18 protein-coding genes are annotated in these 18,556 nt (G+C 67.8%); 3 read left to right on the forward strand and 15 right to left on the reverse strand.

Annotated elements, in window-relative coordinates; translation table 11 throughout:
- Nucleotides 1-42: 42 nt before the first annotated feature.
- Genes TA3x_RS03595 through TA3x_RS03605 form a run of 3 tightly spaced genes read right to left on the reverse strand, consistent with a single transcriptional unit; the run spans nt 43 to nt 2,126 of the window.
- Complete coding sequence (locus TA3x_RS03595) at nt 43-624, reverse strand: hypothetical protein (RefSeq protein WP_435018734.1); 582 nt, start codon at nt 622-624, stop codon at nt 43-45.
- 4 nt (nt 625-628) lie between these two features.
- Entirely contained in the window at nt 629-1,246 is a 618-nt protein-coding gene (locus TA3x_RS03600; RefSeq protein WP_435018735.1) for an NUDIX hydrolase, read from the reverse strand.
- A gap of 28 nt (nt 1,247-1,274) precedes the next feature.
- The gene (locus TA3x_RS03605) at nt 1,275-2,126 is read right to left on the reverse strand and encodes a DUF2934 domain-containing protein (protein WP_435018736.1); all 852 of its coding nucleotides are present in this window, start codon (nt 2,124-2,126) and stop codon (nt 1,275-1,277) included.
- Nucleotides 2,127-2,334: 208 nt separating this feature from the next.
- On the opposite strand from TA3x_RS03605, the gene TA3x_RS03610 reads away from it, so the two are divergent.
- Nucleotides 2,335-3,411, forward strand: coding sequence for a hypothetical protein (locus tag TA3x_RS03610; RefSeq protein ID WP_435018737.1), 1,077 nt, complete (start codon nt 2,335-2,337; stop codon nt 3,409-3,411).
- Nucleotides 3,412-3,460: 49 nt separating this feature from the next.
- On the opposite strand, the gene TA3x_RS03615 is transcribed toward TA3x_RS03610, so the two are convergent.
- Complete coding sequence (locus TA3x_RS03615; protein WP_435018738.1) at nt 3,461-4,942, reverse strand: sulfatase family protein; 1,482 nt, start codon at nt 4,940-4,942, stop codon at nt 3,461-3,463.
- A 234-nt stretch (nt 4,943-5,176) separates the two neighbouring features.
- On the opposite strand from TA3x_RS03615, the gene TA3x_RS03620 reads away from it, so the two are divergent.
- Entirely contained in the window at nt 5,177-6,202 is a 1,026-nt protein-coding gene (locus TA3x_RS03620) for a Gfo/Idh/MocA family protein (protein ID WP_435018739.1), read from the forward strand.
- 48 nt (nt 6,203-6,250) lie between these two features.
- On the opposite strand, the gene TA3x_RS03625 is transcribed toward TA3x_RS03620, so the two are convergent.
- A complete protein-coding gene (locus TA3x_RS03625) occupies nt 6,251-7,618 on the reverse strand; it encodes a Gfo/Idh/MocA family protein (RefSeq protein ID WP_435018740.1) in 1,368 nt (455 codons plus the stop codon).
- 282 nt (nt 7,619-7,900) lie between these two features.
- Here TA3x_RS03625 and TA3x_RS03630 point away from each other — a divergent pair, with 282 nt between their 5' ends.
- Nucleotides 7,901-9,268, forward strand: a complete 1,368-nt coding sequence (locus tag TA3x_RS03630) for a Gfo/Idh/MocA family protein (protein WP_435018741.1) — start codon at nt 7,901-7,903, stop codon at nt 9,266-9,268.
- Between the two features lie 100 nt (nt 9,269-9,368).
- Here TA3x_RS03630 and TA3x_RS03635 read toward each other — a convergent pair whose 3' ends face one another.
- Genes TA3x_RS03635 through nrfD form a run of 10 tightly spaced genes read right to left on the reverse strand, consistent with a single transcriptional unit; the run spans nt 9,369 to nt 18,555 of the window.
- Nucleotides 9,369-9,683 (reverse strand): cytochrome C oxidase subunit IV family protein, encoded by a 315-nt coding sequence (locus TA3x_RS03635; protein WP_435018742.1) that lies wholly within the window; start codon nt 9,681-9,683, stop codon nt 9,369-9,371.
- A gap of 51 nt (nt 9,684-9,734) precedes the next feature.
- Nucleotides 9,735-10,562 carry a cytochrome c oxidase subunit 3 gene (locus tag TA3x_RS03640; protein WP_435018743.1) on the reverse strand — a complete coding sequence of 276 codons (828 nt, stop codon included), beginning with the start codon at nt 10,560-10,562 and terminating at the stop codon, nt 9,735-9,737.
- Entirely contained in the window at nt 10,555-12,195 is a 1,641-nt protein-coding gene (ctaD, locus tag TA3x_RS03645; protein ID WP_435018744.1) for a cytochrome c oxidase subunit I, read from the reverse strand. The genes TA3x_RS03640 and ctaD overlap by 8 nt, the downstream gene beginning before the upstream one ends.
- On the reverse strand, nt 12,192-13,160 hold the full coding sequence (gene coxB, locus TA3x_RS03650; RefSeq protein WP_435018745.1) for a cytochrome c oxidase subunit II: 969 nt from the start codon (nt 13,158-13,160) through the stop codon (nt 12,192-12,194). The genes ctaD and coxB overlap by 4 nt, the downstream gene beginning before the upstream one ends.
- A 1-nt stretch (nt 13,161) precedes the next feature.
- Nucleotides 13,162-14,088 (reverse strand): SCO family protein, encoded by a 927-nt coding sequence (locus TA3x_RS03655; protein ID WP_435018746.1) that lies wholly within the window; start codon nt 14,086-14,088, stop codon nt 13,162-13,164.
- A gap of 25 nt (nt 14,089-14,113) precedes the next feature.
- Complete coding sequence (locus TA3x_RS03660) at nt 14,114-14,572, reverse strand: hypothetical protein (RefSeq protein ID WP_435018747.1); 459 nt, start codon at nt 14,570-14,572, stop codon at nt 14,114-14,116.
- Nucleotides 14,573-14,575: 3 nt separating this feature from the next.
- Nucleotides 14,576-15,943, reverse strand: a complete 1,368-nt coding sequence (locus TA3x_RS03665; RefSeq protein ID WP_435018748.1) for a hypothetical protein — start codon at nt 15,941-15,943, stop codon at nt 14,576-14,578.
- A complete protein-coding gene (locus TA3x_RS03670; protein ID WP_435018749.1) occupies nt 15,940-16,560 on the reverse strand; it encodes a c-type cytochrome in 621 nt (206 codons plus the stop codon). Before TA3x_RS03670 ends, TA3x_RS03665 begins: the two co-directional genes overlap by 4 nt.
- A 9-nt stretch (nt 16,561-16,569) precedes the next feature.
- Nucleotides 16,570-17,115: a DUF3341 domain-containing protein gene (locus TA3x_RS03675; RefSeq protein ID WP_435018750.1), complete on the reverse strand. Its 546-nt coding sequence runs from the start codon at nt 17,113-17,115 to the stop codon at nt 16,570-16,572.
- A 3-nt stretch (nt 17,116-17,118) separates the two neighbouring features.
- Complete coding sequence (gene nrfD, locus TA3x_RS03680) at nt 17,119-18,555, reverse strand: NrfD/PsrC family molybdoenzyme membrane anchor subunit (protein WP_435018751.1); 1,437 nt, start codon at nt 18,553-18,555, stop codon at nt 17,119-17,121.
- Nucleotide 18,556 lies beyond the last annotated feature (1 nt).

The raw sequence follows: 18,556 nt of genomic DNA on the forward strand, positions 1-18,556 counted from the left end.
CATCATCCCTCGATTCCGGCCGACCGGCAAGGCGGAGGCGGGTCAGCGATCCGGGCCCGGCCCCTCGCCGTCCGTCCGCGGCTCCCCCTTCGATGGGCGTTCCATCGGCCGATAGGCGCGGACCGTGCCGCCGGGGCGGAGCGAGCCCATCCGGAGCGTGGTCTCCTGGACGTCCCCCTTGCGGGCGGGGTCCTGTCCCCTCGTCTCGACGTTCTGATGGAGGATCGTCACGAGCCGGCCGCGATCCGCGACCTTCGCCACGATCGCGGTGTGGTGCTTGTATTCGAGGTGCCAGTACTCGCGACGCCGGCCGGTGGTCTGCTTCCACTCGAAGACGGCATCCTGGAACTGGAGGATGTCCCCGGGCAGGGCATCGGCCAGCGAATCGACCGGGGTGCCCCAGCGGTACTGGCCGTCGGGCTCGTCGAGCGGGGCGGGCTTCGCCCCAGCCTCGCGGAGGGCCTCGATGGCCAGGGTGGTGCAGATGCCGTCGCCGACCGGCTTGCCCAGGTGATCGCGGGCGAACGCCGCGACCCGGGCGTTCAGGGGCGGCAGCTCGGGCGGTGCCGCCGCCGTCGCGGCGATCAGGATCAGGGACAGGGGCCAGAAGCAGCGGCGACGCATGGTCTCACCCCGGCCCGATGGTCCGGGCGAACTCGGCGCGGAGGGCGGCACGAAGGGCTCCATCCTCGCCCCGATCGCCCATCAGGTAAAGGCCCGCCTGGTGGAGCGCCAGGGCGTGCGACACCTGGATCGACCGCTCGCCGCGCCAGATCCGCCCCAGGAACGGGGCGAAGTCCTCCAGGACGACCTCGATCTCCTCGGTGGGGTCGGGCCGGCGGACGCCGTCCGGGCGGACGTCGAGGGCCAGGAACGACCAGGCCGTGTTGTCCTGGTTGGCCGGGTTGGCGGGCAGCCCGGACAGGGGGAGGAACCGGCCCCCGCGATAGCCGGTCTCCTCCTCCAGCTCGCGGCGGGCGGCGACCTCGGGGCCGGCGTCGCCGGGCTCCATGCTCCCGCAAGGGAGGCCGGTGACCACGGCGCCGAGGCCGTGGCGATACTCGCGGGCCAGCACGATCCGCCGCTGCGGATCCAGGGCGACCACGTTCACCCAGCCGGGGAACTCCAGGACATGATAGGCCGCGACCTCCCGCCCCTGGCGATCGACGCAGCGGTCGGTGCGGACCGAGAGCCATCGGTCGCGGAAGGTCGTCCGCGTTTCCAGGATCCGCCACGGCTCGGGCATGCGGGGGCATCTCGGGACGATGGGGGGATCAATGCCCGGCGCGGGGCGCGGCCGTCTCGGCCCGGGGCTCGGGCGACGAGAGGGGGACCACCGTGGTGGCGACCCCGTCCGGCCCCCGGCCGGGCCCGAACGGCGACGGGAGGCGGGGGACGATCCAGTCGCCCTCGATGTCCTCGTCGCGGGTGCAGAGCGGCAGTGCGATCTGGAAGACGGCCGGGCCGGTGCCGAAGAAGGCGATCATGTAGGGCATCGGGTCGTCCTCGTCGACCCGGCGGGCCAGGGCGACCCAGGAGAACGGCATCGCCGCCGGCAGGGCGTGGACGATGCAGGAAAGCCCCCGGATCGACCGGCTATCCAGGCCGTGGTCGGGGTTGCTCACCCATTCGACCGCGTCTTCGAAGACGCCCAACTCGTCCTCGGGCATGACCGCGAGCGCCGCGAGCGCCAGCCCCTTGAAGGCCGCGACCGGCACGAAGGCCTGGGTCGGCCCCGAAACCCCCTGCCCTTCGCGGGCCGGCCGGGTGAACCGCTCCAGGTCGCCGTCCAGCCCGGTGCGGAACTGGGCGTGGCAGTCGTCGCAGACCTCGGAGGTGAACAGCGAGTCGTTGCCCAGGAACTTCGGCAGGGCCGGCCGGGGCCCCGCGAACGTGGCGCGGGGGGCCGTCCGTTCGCAGAACCGGCAGCGCGGCTCGTCCTCGTCGCCGAGGTACTGGGGGGCGATCCCGTCCAGCCGGTGCCGCGCGATCACGCGGTAGTTCAGGGCGAACAGCAATTCCTGCTCGGCCGCCGCCCAGTCCGAATCGTGGTACCCGTGGTGGCCCCCGCGATTCATCCAGCGATGATAGGCCGCCACTTGGATCTGGTCCGGGGAAGGGAACATCGCCGGTCGTTCCTTCGGTATCGCCCACGAATCCCGATCGCCCCGCGCCTCGTGCGCGGGGCGCATTGGGCCTGATTCTAGCCGAACCGACGATTCGGGCGAAGGTCAGACTTCAGGCCGGCACTCCGCCCTTGTATGTTCGATCGCGGCCCGCGCACCGGGCCGCGATCGATCGCACCTCGTCCCGAATCCCGGAGGGGGATGGAGCATGAGCCCGCCCGCCCGCGACGCCTCGGCTTGCCCGCATCGATCCCCGATCGGGCCGGGCGGCGACGATTCGACGGCCCGGTGCGGCATCGTGGCGCGGGTGCTCCGCACCGAGGACCCGGCGTTCTCGCGGGTCGGGCGGGACGCCTGCGAGGCCTGCTGCCGCGGCTTCGCCCCCACGGCCGAGGAGTTCAACCCGGTCGTCGCCTCGCTCGTCTACGAGGCGACCACGCGGATCGCGGAACTTGGCGGGATCCCGGGCTGCGATGCGGCGCGGGCCCGGGTCCTCAACCAGAAGGCCGTGGCCGGGATCCCCGACGAGGAAGATTGCGAGATCGGGCCGACCGTCGCCCGGCCTGGCTCCCTGTTCGAGATGATCCCCTCGCCGTCGCGGAAGGCGGGCCCCCGGGTCGCCCGCTGGGCGGTCGGGGTGACGACCGCACCCCGGGCCGCCCCGACCCTGGCCGAGGGCCTGGCGAGCCTCGCGGCCGCCGGGTGGGATCGGCCCCGTTTGTTCGTGGACGGAGACGTGGCGATCCCTGAACCGTTCTCGGCCCTGCCCCGGACCGTGCGCGAGCCCCTGGTCGGGGCCTGGCCCAGCTACTACCTGGCGGTGGCCGAGCTGCTGATGCGGGAGCCGGAGGCGGACGCCTACCTCCTGGTCCAGGACGATGTCCTGTTCGCCGAGGGGCTGGACGTCCGGGGCTACCTGGAGCGGGTCCTCTGGCCGCGAGGATGCTCGGGGATCGCCTCGCTGTTCTGTTCCCGGGCCTACTCCCAGCCCCGGCCCGGCTGGGCTCGCTTCCGGGGGGCGTGGGTCCGGGGGGCGCAGGCCTTCGCCTTCTCGCCCGAGTCGGCCCGGGCGTTCGTCGCCGACCTCGGCGTCGTCGAGCATCGCCGTCGCGGCAGCGGCCTGACCCATATCGACGCATGCATCGGCGAGTGGGCCGTGCGGCGTCGGATGTCGATCTATTTCCCGACGCCCAGCCTGGTCCAGCACATCGGCGAGGTCAGCACCCTCTGGCCGGGGGAGCGGGCCTTCGGGAACCGGAGGGCCTCCTGGTTCGCCTCGCGCTAGCCGGGCGGGGGATCGTCGCCCCCGCCCATCGCCGGTGTGGCGAACCGAATCAATCCTGGTCCTTCTTCGCGGCTTTCTTCGCGGCTTTCCTGGCGGCCTTCTTGGGCGTCGATCCGTTGTTGGGATCGCCGCCGGGGCGGGTCGAACCGCGGGCCGCGACGACCTCGGGCGGCTCGGGCGTGCGGCCCTGGTCGTCGGTGGCCTCGATCCAGCTGGCGAGGGCCCCGCGGAGGCGTTCGAGCGCGGCCTTGTGCGCCGGGTCGTCCGAGTCGACGAGGTTGTGGATCTCGTCCGGGTCGGTTTCCAGGTCGTACAACTCCTCGGGGGGCATGGTCGGGGCGGCCAGGAACTTCTGTGCCGGCGTGAGCTTGCCCTGGGCGTCCAGCTCCTTGATCAGGTTCCAGACCGGATAGCTGTTCTCCTTGTAGGCGTTCGCCTGGAGGAACGGGCGGTCGGGGGTGAAGTTGCGGATATAGCGATAGCGGGCATCGCGGGCCGTGCGGAGCCGGAACACCGTCTCGTCGCAGCGGTCGCGGGCCCCGAAGGCATAGGCCCGCAGCGGGCCGGCGTGGGGGCCGAAGATCGCCCGGCCCTGCATCCCCTCGGGCTTGGCCACCCCGGCGATGTCGAGGAAGGTCGGCGCCAGGTCGATCGCCTCGATCAAACGGTCGTCGACGAGGCCGGGCTTCACCTGCGAGGGGGCCTGGATCCCCTTCGGCCAGGCGACGATGAGCGGGATGTGGAGCCCTTCCTCGTAGCAGAACTGCTTGCCCCGGACGTGGGCCTGGCCGTGATCCCCCATGAACACGATGATCGTGTTGTCGGCCAGCCCATCGGCTTCGAGCTGGGCCAGGATCAGCCCGACCTTGCGGTCCAGTTCGCTGGCCGAGTCGAGGTACTGGGCCCAGTCCTGGCGCGTGACCGGGTGGTCGGGGTAGTAGGGCGGGATGACCACCTTGGCCGGATCGGCCTTCGCGGGGGCGTGAAAGCCCCGGTGCGTCTCCTGGAAATTGACCTGGGCGAAGAACGGCTGATGGCCCTTGAGTTCGTCCCACCTGTCCGAATCGAAGTCCTTGCCGGCGTGGGTGAAGTTCCAGTCGGTCTTGCCCGATCCCTTGAACCCCAGCGCCTCGGGCAGCTGGCGGACGTTGGCCGTGAAGTACCCGGCGTCGTGCATCCGCTCGCCGATCGGCCGCACGCCGGCCGGGAGCCGGTAGCCGTCGTCGCGGTGCGACCGGTGGTTGTGGGCGCCGATGGTCGTCTGGTACATCCCGGTCATGAACGCGGAGCGGCTGGCCGAGCAGACCGGCGCCGTGGAGTAGGCCCGCGTGAACCGCACGCCCCGCGCCGCCAGGCGGTCGAGGTTCGGGCTGGTCACCTGGGGCGTCCCGTAGCAGGCGAGTTCCGGCCCGAAGTCCTCGGCGATCAGCCAGAGGATGTTGGGCCGGGCCCCGCCGGGGGCGGCCTGGGCCCGGGCCCCGGCCGCCAGCGGGATCAGGCCGAAGGCAAGGGCCAGCAAAATCCGACACATCGCGTTGATCCCCGTTCGTTGCCGTTTCGAGGCGGGCTCGGGGCCCGCCATTTCCTCGCACACGACCACGGTAAAGGCCTGGACCCCCGGCCGCCAGGGGGGAATGCGGCGAATGGCCCCGCCGCGCGGGGCATCCAGGAAGGGTTGCCCGGCGGGCGTCGACGTGAGACGATCCGGGTTGGTGGCTCTGGCCATCCCACGGACCGTTTCGTCAACCGAACAAGAGGCTCCATCGTGTCGCGCATCCCGCACATTGTCACCCCCTTCATCTTCCTGGCCGCCGCCCTGCAACCGGGCCTGGGCTTCGGGCAGGACGAAGTCAAGCCCTTGAAGGTGGGGATCATCGGCCTGGATACCTCGCACGTCGTGGCCTTCACGAAGATGCTCAACGCCCCCGAGCCCAACGCCGCCTTCAAGGGGATCCGCGTGACCGCGGCCTACCCCGGCGGCAGCAAGGACATCCCGTCCAGCTGGGACCGGGTCGAGGAATACACCAGGCAGCTTCGTGACGAGTTCAAGGTCGAGATCGTCGACTCGATCGACGCCCTGCTCGAACGGGTCGACGTGGTCTTGCTGGAGAGCGTCGACGGCCGCCCCCACCTGAAGCAGGCCGAGCCGGTGTTCCGCTCGCGCAAGCCGGTGTTCATCGACAAGCCGGTGGCCGGCACGCTGGCCGACGCCGTCGCGATCTACAAGCTCGCCGAGGAGAGCAAGACCCCCTGCTTCTCCGCCTCGTCGCTCCGCTACAGCCCGTCGATCAAGGACCTGGCCTCGAACCCCAAGGTCGGTGACGTGATCGGCTGCGCCGCCTATGGGCCGTGCGCCCTGGAGGAGCACCACCCCGACCTGTTCTGGTACGGCATCCACGGCGTCGAGTCCCTGTTCACCGTGATGGGCACCGGCTGCGAGTCGGTATCCCGGACCCAGACCGAGGGGGCCGAACTGGTGGCCGGCACCTGGAAGGGCGGCCGGGTCGGGACGTTCCGCGGCATCCGGCAGGGCAAGGCCGACTACGGCGCCCTGGCGTTCGGGTCGAAGGGAATCGTCCTTGGCCAGGGGTATGGCGGGTATGAACCCCTGCTGATCGAGATCGCCAAATTCTTCCGCACCGGCAAGGCCCCGGTCAGCCCGGCCGAGACGCTGGAGATCTTCGCCTTCATGGAGGCGGCCGACGAGAGCAAGCGCCAGGGGGGCAAGCCCGTCACCCTGGAGAGCGTGATGGCCAAGGCCAGGGCCGAGGCCGAATCCCGGCCGAAGTGAAACCACCCCGGCCGGGATCGCCGCATCCGCCCCCCTGCCCCGGGCCGATCAGGCGTGGGTCCAGGGGGCGCGATACTCGTAGTCGAGCATCGCGTTGGCCTGGTCGTTGTTGGTGAACCGCTCGGCCTCGGCGTCCCAGTCGAGCCGGGCCCGGGTGGCCAGGGCGATGTTCGCGAGCAGGGCGAAGGTCGTCGAGCGGTGGCCGATCTCGACGTCGGCGTTGGGCTTCGCCCGCGACTTCACGCAGTCGAGGAAGTTGCGGGCGTGGGCCTGGTCCAGCCCGACTTCGTCCTTGTCGGCCGCCACGACCTGGGGCTTCCGCTTCGGCTTGGGATCCTGGAAGTGCCCGCCCTTGTCCGGCACGATCTCCAGCCGCCTGGGGTTGCCCCGGACCGTGCCCAGGGTGCCGCGCAGCTCGATCTCCCCTTCCTCGATCCCGGTGTAGCTGCTGGCCTCGTAGGTGCCGAAGGTCATCAGCATCCCGGACGGCATCTCGAAGATGATCTCCGCCGTGTCGGGGATCGTCCGCGAGTCCTTCACGGCGTAGACACCCCCGTGCGCCGAGACCGATTTCGGGGCCGTCTCGCCCGACAGCCAGCGCATCGCGTCGATGTAGTGGACGCCCCAGTTGGCGATCTGCGACGAGTAGTCCTTCCACCACCGGAACTTGTACGGGAGGATGCTCTCATTGAACGGCCGCGACGCCCGGGGGCCCTGCCAGAGGTCCCAATCCAGCCCCTGGGGCGGTTCGGAGTCGGGATGGAGCCCGATCCCGCCCGGCATCATGTTGCTGGCATAGCAGGCCCGGCCCCCGGTGATCTTGCCGATCGCCCCGTCCCGGATCATCTCGGCCATCTTGGCGAAAAGCGGGGAGGACCGCCGGTGCGTCCCGACCTGGACGACGCGGTCGTGCTTCCGCGCGGCATCGACGATCCGACGCCCCTCGCGGATCGTCATCGACAGCGGCTTCTCGACGTACACGTCCTTGCCCGCGGCGCAGGCCTCGATCGCCTGGATCGCGTGCCAGTGGTCGGGCGTGGCGATGATGACCGCGTCGACGTCCTTCCGGTCCAGCAGGCGACGGTAATCCTTGACCCGATCCACCGGCCCGCCGAAATCCGGTTGCGCCTTCGGGACGCGGGCCCCGAGCTCCTTGAACCGGGGGTCGATCCGGTCGTAATGGCCGTGGAGGTAGGGCTCGTACACGTCGGCCAGCGCGACGATCCGGGCGTCGGGATTGGCGCAGAAGCCGTTCAGGACCTGGACGCCCCGATTCCCCACGCCGACGCAGGCGACGTTGATCCGGTCGTTCGCCCCGACGATCCGCGCACCCATCGCAGGGATCGGGATCGATCCCGATGCGGCCACGGCCAATGCCGCACCGGAGAATCCGCGACGGCTCAGTCGGTCATTCATCGCACGCGCTCCAAGGGAACCTCGGGATCGTTTCGGATTGCGATCACGGTAGCCCGGCCGGTGCCGTGCGGCAAGCATTGATCGGAGAGCGTGGGGCCGGTTGCTCCTGATGGGGGAACGGCGTGGCGGATCGAGCCGACGAACCGGGGGAGATTGTTTGCGATCCGCGCAGGTCCGATGCACAATGACCCATACCACCCTCGGCCACGACCGAAACAGACGACGGACGCCCGACGAGGGCGGGCGGTCCGATCTCCCTGTCGCCTCCGGAGGATCGATCTCATGGGTTCCGACGCGAAGACGCCTCGCCGCGAGTTCCTCCGAACGGGCGGGGCCATCGCCGCCGCCGGCTATGCCTTCCCGACGATCGTGAGCGGCCGGGCCCTGGGCGGCGCCGACGTGGCCCCGGCCAGCGAGCGCATCCGGGTGGGGATCATCGGCACCGGCCTCCAGGGGATCTTCAACCTCAAGGAAGTGATGAAGCAGAAGGCGGCCGACGTCGTGGCCGTCTGCGACGTCGACAAGAACCACCTCGCCGAAGGCAAGAAGATCGCCGAGGCCGGCGACAAGAAGAACTCGCCGGCCGGCGACCGCAAGATCGCCGCCTTCAGCGACTATCGCCGGATGCTCGACGACAAGACCATCGACGCCGTGCTGGTCGCCACCCCGGACCACTGGCACGCCCTGGCCACCGTCGATGCCTGCATCGCCGGCAAGGACGTCTACTGCGAGAAGCCCCTCAGCCTGACCGTGGCCGAGGGCCAGACGATGGTGGACGTCGCCCGCAAGCACAACCGGATCGTCCAGACCGGCAGCCAGCAGCGCTCGGACAAGTCGTTCCGCCTGGCCTGCGAACTGGTCCGCTCCGGGAAGATCGGCAAGGTCAAGCAGGTGAAGGTGAGCCTGCCCAAGGTCAACTTCAAAGGCGACGCCGTCCCCGATAGCGCCCCGCCCCCCGAACTGGATTATAACTTCTGGCTCGGCGCCGCCCCGGAGCGTCCCTACAACGAGAAGCGCGTCCATTACCTGTTCCGGTTCTTCTGGGACTACAGCGGCGGCCAGATGACCAACTTCGGGGCCCACCACCTCGACATCGCCCAGTGGGGCCTGGGCCGCGACGAGAGCGGGCCGACCACCATCGAGGCCACCGCCCGGTTCAACCAGAAGGGCCTGTTCGAGGTCGCCGAGACCAGCGAGATCACCTACACCTACGACGACGGCGTGAAGATCCTCTGCTCGCAGGGCACCCAGGGCGGCGCCAGCGTGATCTTCGAGGGGGAGAAGGGCTCGATCTCGGTGTCGCGCGGCGACAAGATTACCTCGAACCCGCCCGAGATCCTCAAGGAAGCCCTCGGTCCCAAGGACGTCCACCTCTACGTCAGCAACAACCACCACGAGAACTGGCTCGACTGCATCAAGACGCGCAAGCTGCCGATCTGCGACGTCGCCATCGGCCACCGCTCGGCCACCGTCTGCCATCTCGGCAACATCGCCATCCGGGTCGGCCACAAGATCACCTGGGACCCGACCGCCCAGACAATCGTCGGCGATGCCGAGGCCGCCAAGATGCTCTCCCGCCCCTATCGGGCCCCCTGGCACCTGCCCGAGCCCTCCACCTCGGCCAAGGCCGGCTCCCCCACCCGCGCCTGACCGGCGGGCTTCGAGATCATCATGCGAAACGCCCGCTCGCCCCGAGTCATCGGGGCGGGCGGGCGTTCGCGTTGGTCGAGATCGGGGGGCCGGGCCTCGATCACTTGCCGGGCATGGAGAACCAGTCGCGGCTGCGATAGTCGGTCAGGGTCAGGGCGAACAGGATGATCATCCAGATCAGGGCCGAACTGGCGAATACCCAGGTCACCTTGTCGCTATCCCGGACGTGCATGAAGAACAGGACGATCATCATAGCCTTGATGATCGCGATGGTCATCGCCACGAGGATGTTCAGGTAGCCGGGGAACGGGATATACGCGGCGATGACGGTGAGTACCAGGAGGACCATCAGCGCCGCGAATATCTTGAAATAGAGCGGCTTGTGCGAATGGTACGTCGTGGAATGGGCGGTCATGCGAGTCCTCGTCGTCGCTCGGTGGGTGAGGGGATCCGTCAAGGACGCCGATCACACCTTGTGATTGACGTCGATCAGGTAGAGGAGCGGGAACAGGAAGACCCACACCAGGTCCACGAAGTGCCAGTACAGGCCCAGGGACTCGACCGTCGTGCCGTCGACCCGCTTCGAGCGGTGGATCAGGTAGGCCATCACCCCCAGGGCCGCGATCCCGATCGCCATGTGCAGGGCGTGGAGCCCGGTCATGGCGAAGTAGATCACGAAGAACATCTCGGTGTGCTTCTCGGTGTCCTGGTGGACCTTGGCGCGATGCGAGCCGGACTCGTGCGAGGAGGCGTCCGCATGGGCCTCGCCGGCGGCATGGGCCTCGCCGGCGGCATGCGGGTCGACGCCGGAGGTCTTGGACGGGATGATCTCGGGATTCCAAAGGACGCCCGGGATCAGCCCTTCCTTGTAGTCGACGTAGTACTCGCGTGCCTTGACGCCGAGGAACAGCGTCCCCAGCGCCATGGTCAGGAACAAGAACTGGTTGACCTGCTTGCGCTGACCGAACTTGGCGTAGTCGACGGCCAGGGCCATCGTGAGGCTGCTGACCAGCAGGGCCCCCGTGTTGAGGGCCCCGAGCGTGGTGTTCAGTAGGTTGCTGGCCTCGGCGAACCCGTCGAAGAACTTCCAGCGGAACAGGATGTAGGCCATGAACAGGCCGCTGAAGAACATGACCTCGGTGGCCAGGAACGTCCACATCCCGAGCTTGGTCGACTCGTTCTGCTGGGCCAGGTCTTCGAAGTGCGACAGCAGGATGGCGCCGTCGGGGTGGACGACGTCGCGGGCGTGCTCCTGGCTGGTCTGGGCATCGCTGGGGGAGATGGCGTTAGACACTCGGACCCTCCTGGAGCTCATACTCGTACGGGCCGTCGGTGACGATCGGGATTTCTTCGAAGTTGTGGGCGGTGGGAGGGGACGGCAGGTTCCACTCCAGGCCCCGGGCGTCCCAGGGATTCGGCCCGGCCACCTTGCCGAACTTCAACGAAAGCAGGAGGTAGCTCAAGGGCAGAAGGTACCCGACCGCCAGGATCGAGGCGCCCGCCGACGACAGGACGTTGAGGACCTGGAACTCGGCCGGGTACTCGTGATACCGGCGCGGCATGCCCAGGTAGCCGAGCAGGAACTGCGGGAAGAACGTCAGGTTGAACCCGACGAACACCAGCAGGGCCGACAGCTTGCCCCAGATCTCGGGGTACATCCGGCCGGTGATCTTGGGCCACCAGAAGTGGATCCCGCCCAGGTAGGCCATCACCGTCCCGCCCACCATGATGTAGTGGAAGTGGGCCACCACGAAGTAGGTGTCGTGGACGTGGATGTCGATGGCGAGGGTCGCCACCACCAGCCCGGTCAGGCCGCCGACGGTGAACAGGCCGATGTAGCCCAGGGCGTAGAGCATCGGCGTGTCGTACGAGATCGAGCCCTTGTAGAGGGTCGTGGTCCAGTTGAAGACCTTGATCCCCGACGGGATGGCGATCAGGAAGCTGAGGACCGAGAACACGATCCCGGCGTACATCGACTGGCCGCTCACGAACATGTGGTGGCCCCAGACCAGGAAGCCCAGGACCGCGATGGCGATCATCGCCGCCGCCATGAACCGGTAGCCGAAGATCTTCCGCCGCGAGAAGCAGGGGATCAGCTCGTTGATCACCCCGAAGCCCGGGAGGATCATGATGTACACGGCGGGGTGCGAGTAGAACCAGAACAGGTGCTGGAACAGGATCGGGTCGCCGCCCAGGGCCGGGTCGAAGATGCCGACCCCGAGGACCCGCTCCAGCGCCAGCAGGACGATCGTGACCGCCAGGACCGGCGTGCCCAGGACCATCACGATGCTGGTCGCATACTCGGCCCAGACGAACAGCGGCAGGCGGAACCAGGTCATCCCCGGCGCCCGCATCTTGTGGACGGTGACGATGAAGTTCAGCCCGGTCAGGATCGACGAGAAGCCGACGATGAACACGCCCAGGGCGGCGAGCATCACGTTGGTATTCGAGTAGATCGAGCTGTACGGGGTGTAGAACGTCCAGCCGGTGTCGATGCCGCCGTTGAGGATCGCGGCGATCGTGAACAGCCCGCCGATCATGTAGACGTACCAGCTCAGCAGGTTGAGCCGGGGGAACGCCAGGTCGCGCGCCCCGATCATGATCGGCAGGAGGAAGTTCCCCAGGACCGCCGGGATCGACGGGACCATGAAGAAGAACACCATCACGATCCCGTGGAGCGTGAACATCCGGTTGTACACTTCCGACCGCAGCACGTCGCCGGTCGGGGTCGCCAGTTCCAGCCGCATCAGGGTGGCCGCGGCCCCCCCGATGAAGAAGAACAGGGTGATGGAGATCATGTACAGCAGGCCGATCCGCTTGTGGTCGACGGTGAGCAACCACGACTTCACGGTATGGCCGGCGGTCAGGTAATTATCCTTGGGGATCTCGTAATCGAGCTCCGTCATGGGCCGTTCGAGTACGCTCATTTCGCGGTCCCCTCCTTCCGCCCGATCGACTTGATGTATTCCATGATCTGGAGCAGCTCGTCCTCCTTGAGGACGTCCTGATAAGACGGCATGACCGGCTCGAACCCGGCCACGACCTTCGACTTGGGGAGGAGGATGGAATCGCGGATGTACATGTCGTCGGCGGTCACGAACGTGACGTCCTTGCCGTCCATGACCGGCACCTGGCCGCCGTAGACGCCGGCCAGCTTGGGGGCCCGGAACTCGGAGTTCTCGCCGTGGCAGCCGGTGCAGTGGTACTTCTCGAACAGCCGCGCCCCCTCCGAGGCCATCGTGGGCCGGGAGTCGCTGCCGTCGCCGTTGGGGCCCTTGAGCCACTTCTCATACTCGGCCGGCTCCATCACCACGGCCCAGCCGCCCATCCGCGAGTGGTCCGTGCCGCAGTACTCGGCGCAGAACAGGTGATAGCGGCCCGGCTTGGTCGGTTCGAACCAGGCCGAGGTCAGCCGCCCCGGAAGCACGTCCTGCTTCATCCGGAAGGCCGGGATGTAGAAGCTGTGGATCACGTCCTGCGAGGTCATCAGCAGCCGGACCGGCTTGCCCGCCGGCAGGTGGATCTCGTTGATCTCGCTCCGCCCCTGCGGGTGGCGGACCTTCCACATCCACTGCTTGCCGACCACGTAGATGTCCGACGCGTTCTTGGGCGGGTTGAACATCTCGAAGAAGACTTGCATGCCGAGCACGAAGATGACCATCACGATCCCGAGCGGGCCGACGATCCAGAGCAGCTCGAGCTTGATGTTATGGCTGACCGGGTGAGATCGGTCGACGTCCGAACCCTTGCGGTAGCGGATCGCGAAGAACGTGACGAGCAACGCGATCAGGGCCGTGAAGAAGATCGAGATCCCGATCACGACGAAGTAGACGGCGTCGACGCGCCCGGAAAGGGTCGAGGCACTTTCCGGGAAAAGTGGAAATGACCACATGTTAAGAAATCACCGGTCCTGGAGGGAGTTCGGGGAACCTGGCCTTGCTCGCCCGGGCCATCCGTCGATCGCGCCTGAGCATCACGAGGAGGAAGCCACCCAGGGTCAGGGCGGTGGCGATCCCGAGGGCGCGGATCACGTTCATGATCGCGAAGGTGTATTTACCGGTCGCCGGGTCGTAGTCGTAGCAGAACAGGAGCACCTGCTTGATCGGCGACCCGATCTTGCCGATCGAGGAGTCCATCAACGCAAACTCGATCTCGCGGGCCTCGGGCTCGACGCCGTAGATGTAGCGCGAGACCCTGCCGTTCTTGGTTAGGAAGACCATCCCGGCCGCGTGGGCGTACTTGCCGGTCTGAGCGCTGTAGGAGAACTGGAAGCCGACCGACCTGGCGAGGCTCGCGATCGCGGCCTTGTCCCCGGTCAGGAAGTGCCAGCCCTCGGCGGCCCCTTCGCGGTTGTACCGCCTCACATAGGTGGTCTTCTGCTTCAGCGCCCGCTCCGGGGTCTCGTTCGGGTCGATGCTCACGTTGATGACGTCGAATTCCTTGCCGATCGAGTACCTGAGCGGCCGGAGGCTGCGGGCCAGGCCGCCCAGGACCTGCGAGCACAGCAACGGGCAGTCGGCGTAGCTCATCGTCAGGATCACCGGCCGGCGGCCGAAGTAATCGGAGAGCTGGACCTCGCGTCCGGACTCGTCGCGGAACTTCAAGGTGAGCGGGATCTGCGAATCGAGCTTCTGATCGAACTTCACGTCGGCGAGGGCCCCGCCGGGCTGGGCGACCGCGGCGGAATCGAATCCCGCCACGATCAGGCCCATCGCGACCAGCAACGACCCCAGGCCCGCGCGAGGACCCGCACCCGCCGCGCGGCGGGGCCGGGCGGCTCGGGTTGCGCGGATCTCGGTTGGGGCGGCGAGGCGGTTCATGGGAATTCCTTGGGTGCTAGGCCGTTTACGGCGTCGCCTTGTACGGCTCGGAACGCGCGGGATAGGCCAGTTCCTTGGGCCGCTCCGGCGGATTGGGGCGGACCGGGAGACCTTTCCTGGCGACGACATCGATGGCCCGGGCGAGCGGGATCCGCTGCGCCCCGGTCTTCTTGTCGACGCCGTAGCTCTCCAGGATCGCGTCCTCCTGGGCATACATTTCGAGCATGTCCTTGGTGGTGTCGCGCTGGAGCTGCGGGGCGTACGGCTGGTTCTGGTCCCGCATCACGTCGTCGAATTTCGGGACGTTCGCCGAGGCCGATTGCGGGAAGTAGTACACCGTCATGATCGTCCGCATGACGTACTGGACCGCCCCCCCGAACAGGAGGAGGCCCACCACGAAGTAGACAATCGGCTTCAGGGCCAGGTCGCGAGTCTCATACCCGGGACCGCGGTCCGGCGCTTCGGAACGGGGCGAATGGTCCATGGGTCAATGGCCTCCCGCTTGCCTGAGGGCCGGCAGCAGTTCGGGGTCATGCAGGGTGATGAGCGGCTTCCCCTTGAGGAAGAAGAAGAAGACGAACAGCCAGAGCCCGCCGATGCCCAGGGGCGCCGCGATGTCGGTCCAGTGGTTGAACAACGAATCGTTGGCGATCGCGAACGAGGGGGTGATCAGCCAGTAGTCGTTGACGAAGTGGGCGGCCAGGACCAGGGCCGCGACCGGCCACAGCGTGTCGATCCGCCGCTTGAACGGCCGGCGGAGCAGGAGCAGGAACGGGACGGCGAAGTGGAAGATGATCATCCCCACCCCGACGTACCACCAGCCCCCGGACAGGCGGACCAGATACCAGGGGTTTTCCTCGGACAGGTCGCCCGCCCAGATGATCAGGAACTGGGAGAAGGAAATGTAGGCCCAGAGCATGGTCATGGCCAGGAGCAGGTTGCCCAGGTCGTTGAACGTCTCCGGGGTGTCCAGACCGTCGGTCTCCCCCCGGCCCGTGATCAGCGCGGTGATCAGGATCATGAAGGCCATCGTCGAGACGCCCTGTCCGACGATGATCAGGACCCCGTAGATCGACGAGTACCACTCGGGGTCGAGCGACATCCCCCAGTCGACCAGGGCGAACGAGACCGACAGGAAGTAGAGCACCAGCCCCGGGGCGCTGAGGCCCTGGAGGCGGTACGCGATGTCGGTCGCCTTGGAGGCGTTGCGATCCTGGGCCTTGGAGCCGGCGTTCAGGATCAAGGCCAGCACAATCCAGATCGCGAAGTAGATCGCGGCGCGGATCATCCAGGCGTTGGGCTTGAGCCACAGGTTCTTGAAGTGGAGCCGTTCGACGTTGGTCGCCTCGACCTGATCCTTGAAGTTGAACTTCGCCCGCTTCGCCAGCGAAGGCGACAGCGAGACCGGGCCGGGCTTGGCCTCGGCATGATCCTTCACCTCCGGGTGGGCCGCGTCATCGGGCAGGGCCGACGGCGTGCTCGGGTTCCCCCCCTCCGGGACGTGCGACGCCGCCGGGTGGTTGACCCAGGGGTAGATGGCCCCCATGTTCATCGCGATCGGCAGGAACAGGAGCGCCATCAGCGGGAGCGTCATCGCCCCGGATTCCAGGGGTCGCCGGACCAGGATGCCCCAGGCCCCGCCGACCTGGCGGTGCAGCATCAGCAAGGCCAGGGAGCCGAGCGACAGCCCCAGAAAGAAGATGTAGGCGAACAGGTACGAGCGGCCGAACTGCCGGACATCGACGATGTTGGCGAAGACCCCCACCGCGCAGAGCACCATCCCGACGAGGCCGGCGACGAGGGCCCCCCCGCGGATCGATGCGGCGACGGGGGGGAGCGGTCCTTGATTGTTCATTTCGCGGCCTCCGCCAACTTCTGGCGATCGTCCTCGGTCAGGTCGGCGGGTTGGGCATTCTGGCTATACTGGAGCGTGCGGATGTAGGCGGCGATCGCCCACCGCTGATCGACCGGGATGCGGGCCGCGTACGAGTACATCGCCCCATACCCGTTGGTGATCACGGTGAAGAAGTGGCCGACCGGGACGTCGCGGAGGTACGAGGAGTGGAAGGTGGGCGGCGGGGAGAACCCGCGACGCACGACCATGCCCGCCCCGTCGCCGGTCCGGCCGTGGCACGGGGCGCAGAACACGCCGAAGCGCTCGCGGCCCAGTTCCAGGGTCGCGGCATCGACGGCGAAGGGGAACGTGTCCACCTCCTTGCCGTCGACCTTGCCGGTGTAGTAGTGGTCGTCGGCCCGCAACTCGCCCCGGGCGACCGTCCCGGCCACGATCGGCCGCGACGACGTCCCGTCGACGAACGAGGTCGAGGGCTCGTAGTCTTCATATCTCGGCTGGGCGTACATGTCTTTCCGACAGCCCGTCCAGAACACGAGGCAAGCCGCCGCCAGCCCGATGCGGGCCAGGGCACGCGCCGGGCGGGGGGCTTCGATCTTGGGTTCGTTCCCGGTCCGCATCGTGGCCTTTCAGAACGGGACTTCGGTGAGGGTCTTGGGCTCCAGGCTTTCCAGGAACCGCGAGGTAGTTTCCAGCGAGAACTTGGGGTCGTCGGCGCGGATGCACAGGAAGAACCGGTCCTGCGACGCCCCCTTGAACTCGGGGACGTTGAACACCGGGTCATAGGGCTTGGGGAAGCCGTTGAGGAACAGCATCCCGAAGACCGCCGTGCTGGCCGCCACGAGCACCGTCAGCTCGAAGGTGATCGGCATGAACGACGGCCAGCTCACGTAGGGCTTGCCGGCGATGTCGATCTTGTAGTGGACCGCCGAGGCGAACGCCTGCATCGCGAACCCGCCGATCCCGCCGGCCAATCCCCCGAAGAAGATCAGCCAGGGGAGGTGCGTCCGGGCGCCGATCGCCTCGTCGACGCCGTGCACCGGGAACGGAGAGTAGGCATCGACGGCCGTGTAACCCTCGGCCGTGGCCCGCCGGGCGGCGGCCAACAAGTCCTCGGGCTGGAGGAACTCGGCCATCAGGCCGTAGGGCCCCTTGGGGGCATGATCGTGGTGCATGGGTCAGTGGCTCCCCCCGTGGGTCGAGGCCCCGGCGCCGGCGAGCGGCGTCTCGTGCTCGGTCTCGTGATGGCTGGTCGCGTGGACCAGTTCCTTCATCTCGGAGATCGCGATGGCCGGCAGGAACCGGACGAAGAGCAGCAGCAGGGTGAGGAACAGGCCGATGGTGCCGGCGTAGGTCATCCAGTCCCACTGGGTCGGGGTGTACATGCCCCAGGCACCGGGGACGAAGTCGCGATGGAGGCTCATCACCACGATCACGAACCGTTCCAACCACATCCCCACGTTCACGAACATGGCGATGATCCAGAGCACGATCAGGTTGTGCCGCGGGCCGCGGAACCACAGGGGCTGGATCGACAGGCAGTTGCACACCAGCAGGGCCAGGTAGAACGGGGCGTATGGCCCTTCCAGGCGGTTGGTCATCATGTAGCCCTCGTACTTATTACCGCCGTAATAAGCCATGAAGGTTTCCATGAAGTAGCCGTAGGTGACCAGCATCCCGGTGGCCAGCATGATCTTGGCCATGTTGTCGATGTGACGCATGGTGATCATCCCCTCGAAGCCGTACCACTTCCGGAGGGGGATCATCAGCGTGAGCACCATCGCGAACCCGGCGTAGATGGCCCCCGCCACGAAGTAGGGCGGGAAGATCGTCGAGTGCCAGCCGGGGATGATGCCGATGGTGAAGTCGAAGCTCACGATCGTGTGCACCGAGACCACCAGCGGCGTCGACAGGCCGGCCAGGATCAGGTAGGCCGACTGGTACCGCTTCCAGTGCCGGGCCGACCCGGTCCAACCCAGGGCCGCGGCCCCGTAGGCCATCCGGGCGTAGGCGTTCTTGGCCCGGTCGCGGAAGGTCGCCAGGTCGGGGATCAGGCCGACGTACCAGAACAGGGCGGAGACCGCCCCGTAGGTCGACACCGCGAACACGTCCCACACCAGAGGGCTGCGGAACTGCGGCCACAGGGCCATCGTGTTGGGGTACGGCCCCATCCAGTAGAAGCACCAGGGCCGCCCCATGTGGAGGAGCGGGAACATCCCGGCGCAGGCCACGGCGAACAGGGTCATCGCCTCGGCGAACCGGTTGATCGACGTCCGCCACTGCTGCTTGACCAGCAGCAAGATCGCCGAGATCAGCGTCCCGGCGTGGCCGATGCCGATCCACCAGACGAAGTTGATGATCGCGAAGCCCCACATCACGGGGCGGTTGATGCCCCAGATGCCGGTCCCCTTGAAGAGCAGGTAGGCGACCGCGACCATCAGCCCCTGCAGCAGCCCGAACCCGATCAGCAGGCCGAAGAACCACCCCTTCTGATAGGGGCGGACCAGGGCGACGTCGCTGATCGTGGCGGTGACCGAGGTGTAGGTCTGGCCCGGGGCCAGGACGGGCAGCTCCCTGCCCCCGTCCGGAGCGTGAGTCATGTCCTTGGGCGGCATC

The organism is Tundrisphaera macrotermitis (genome assembly GCF_051175315.1).
Classification (GTDB): Bacteria; Planctomycetota; Planctomycetia; order Isosphaerales; family Isosphaeraceae; genus Tundrisphaera.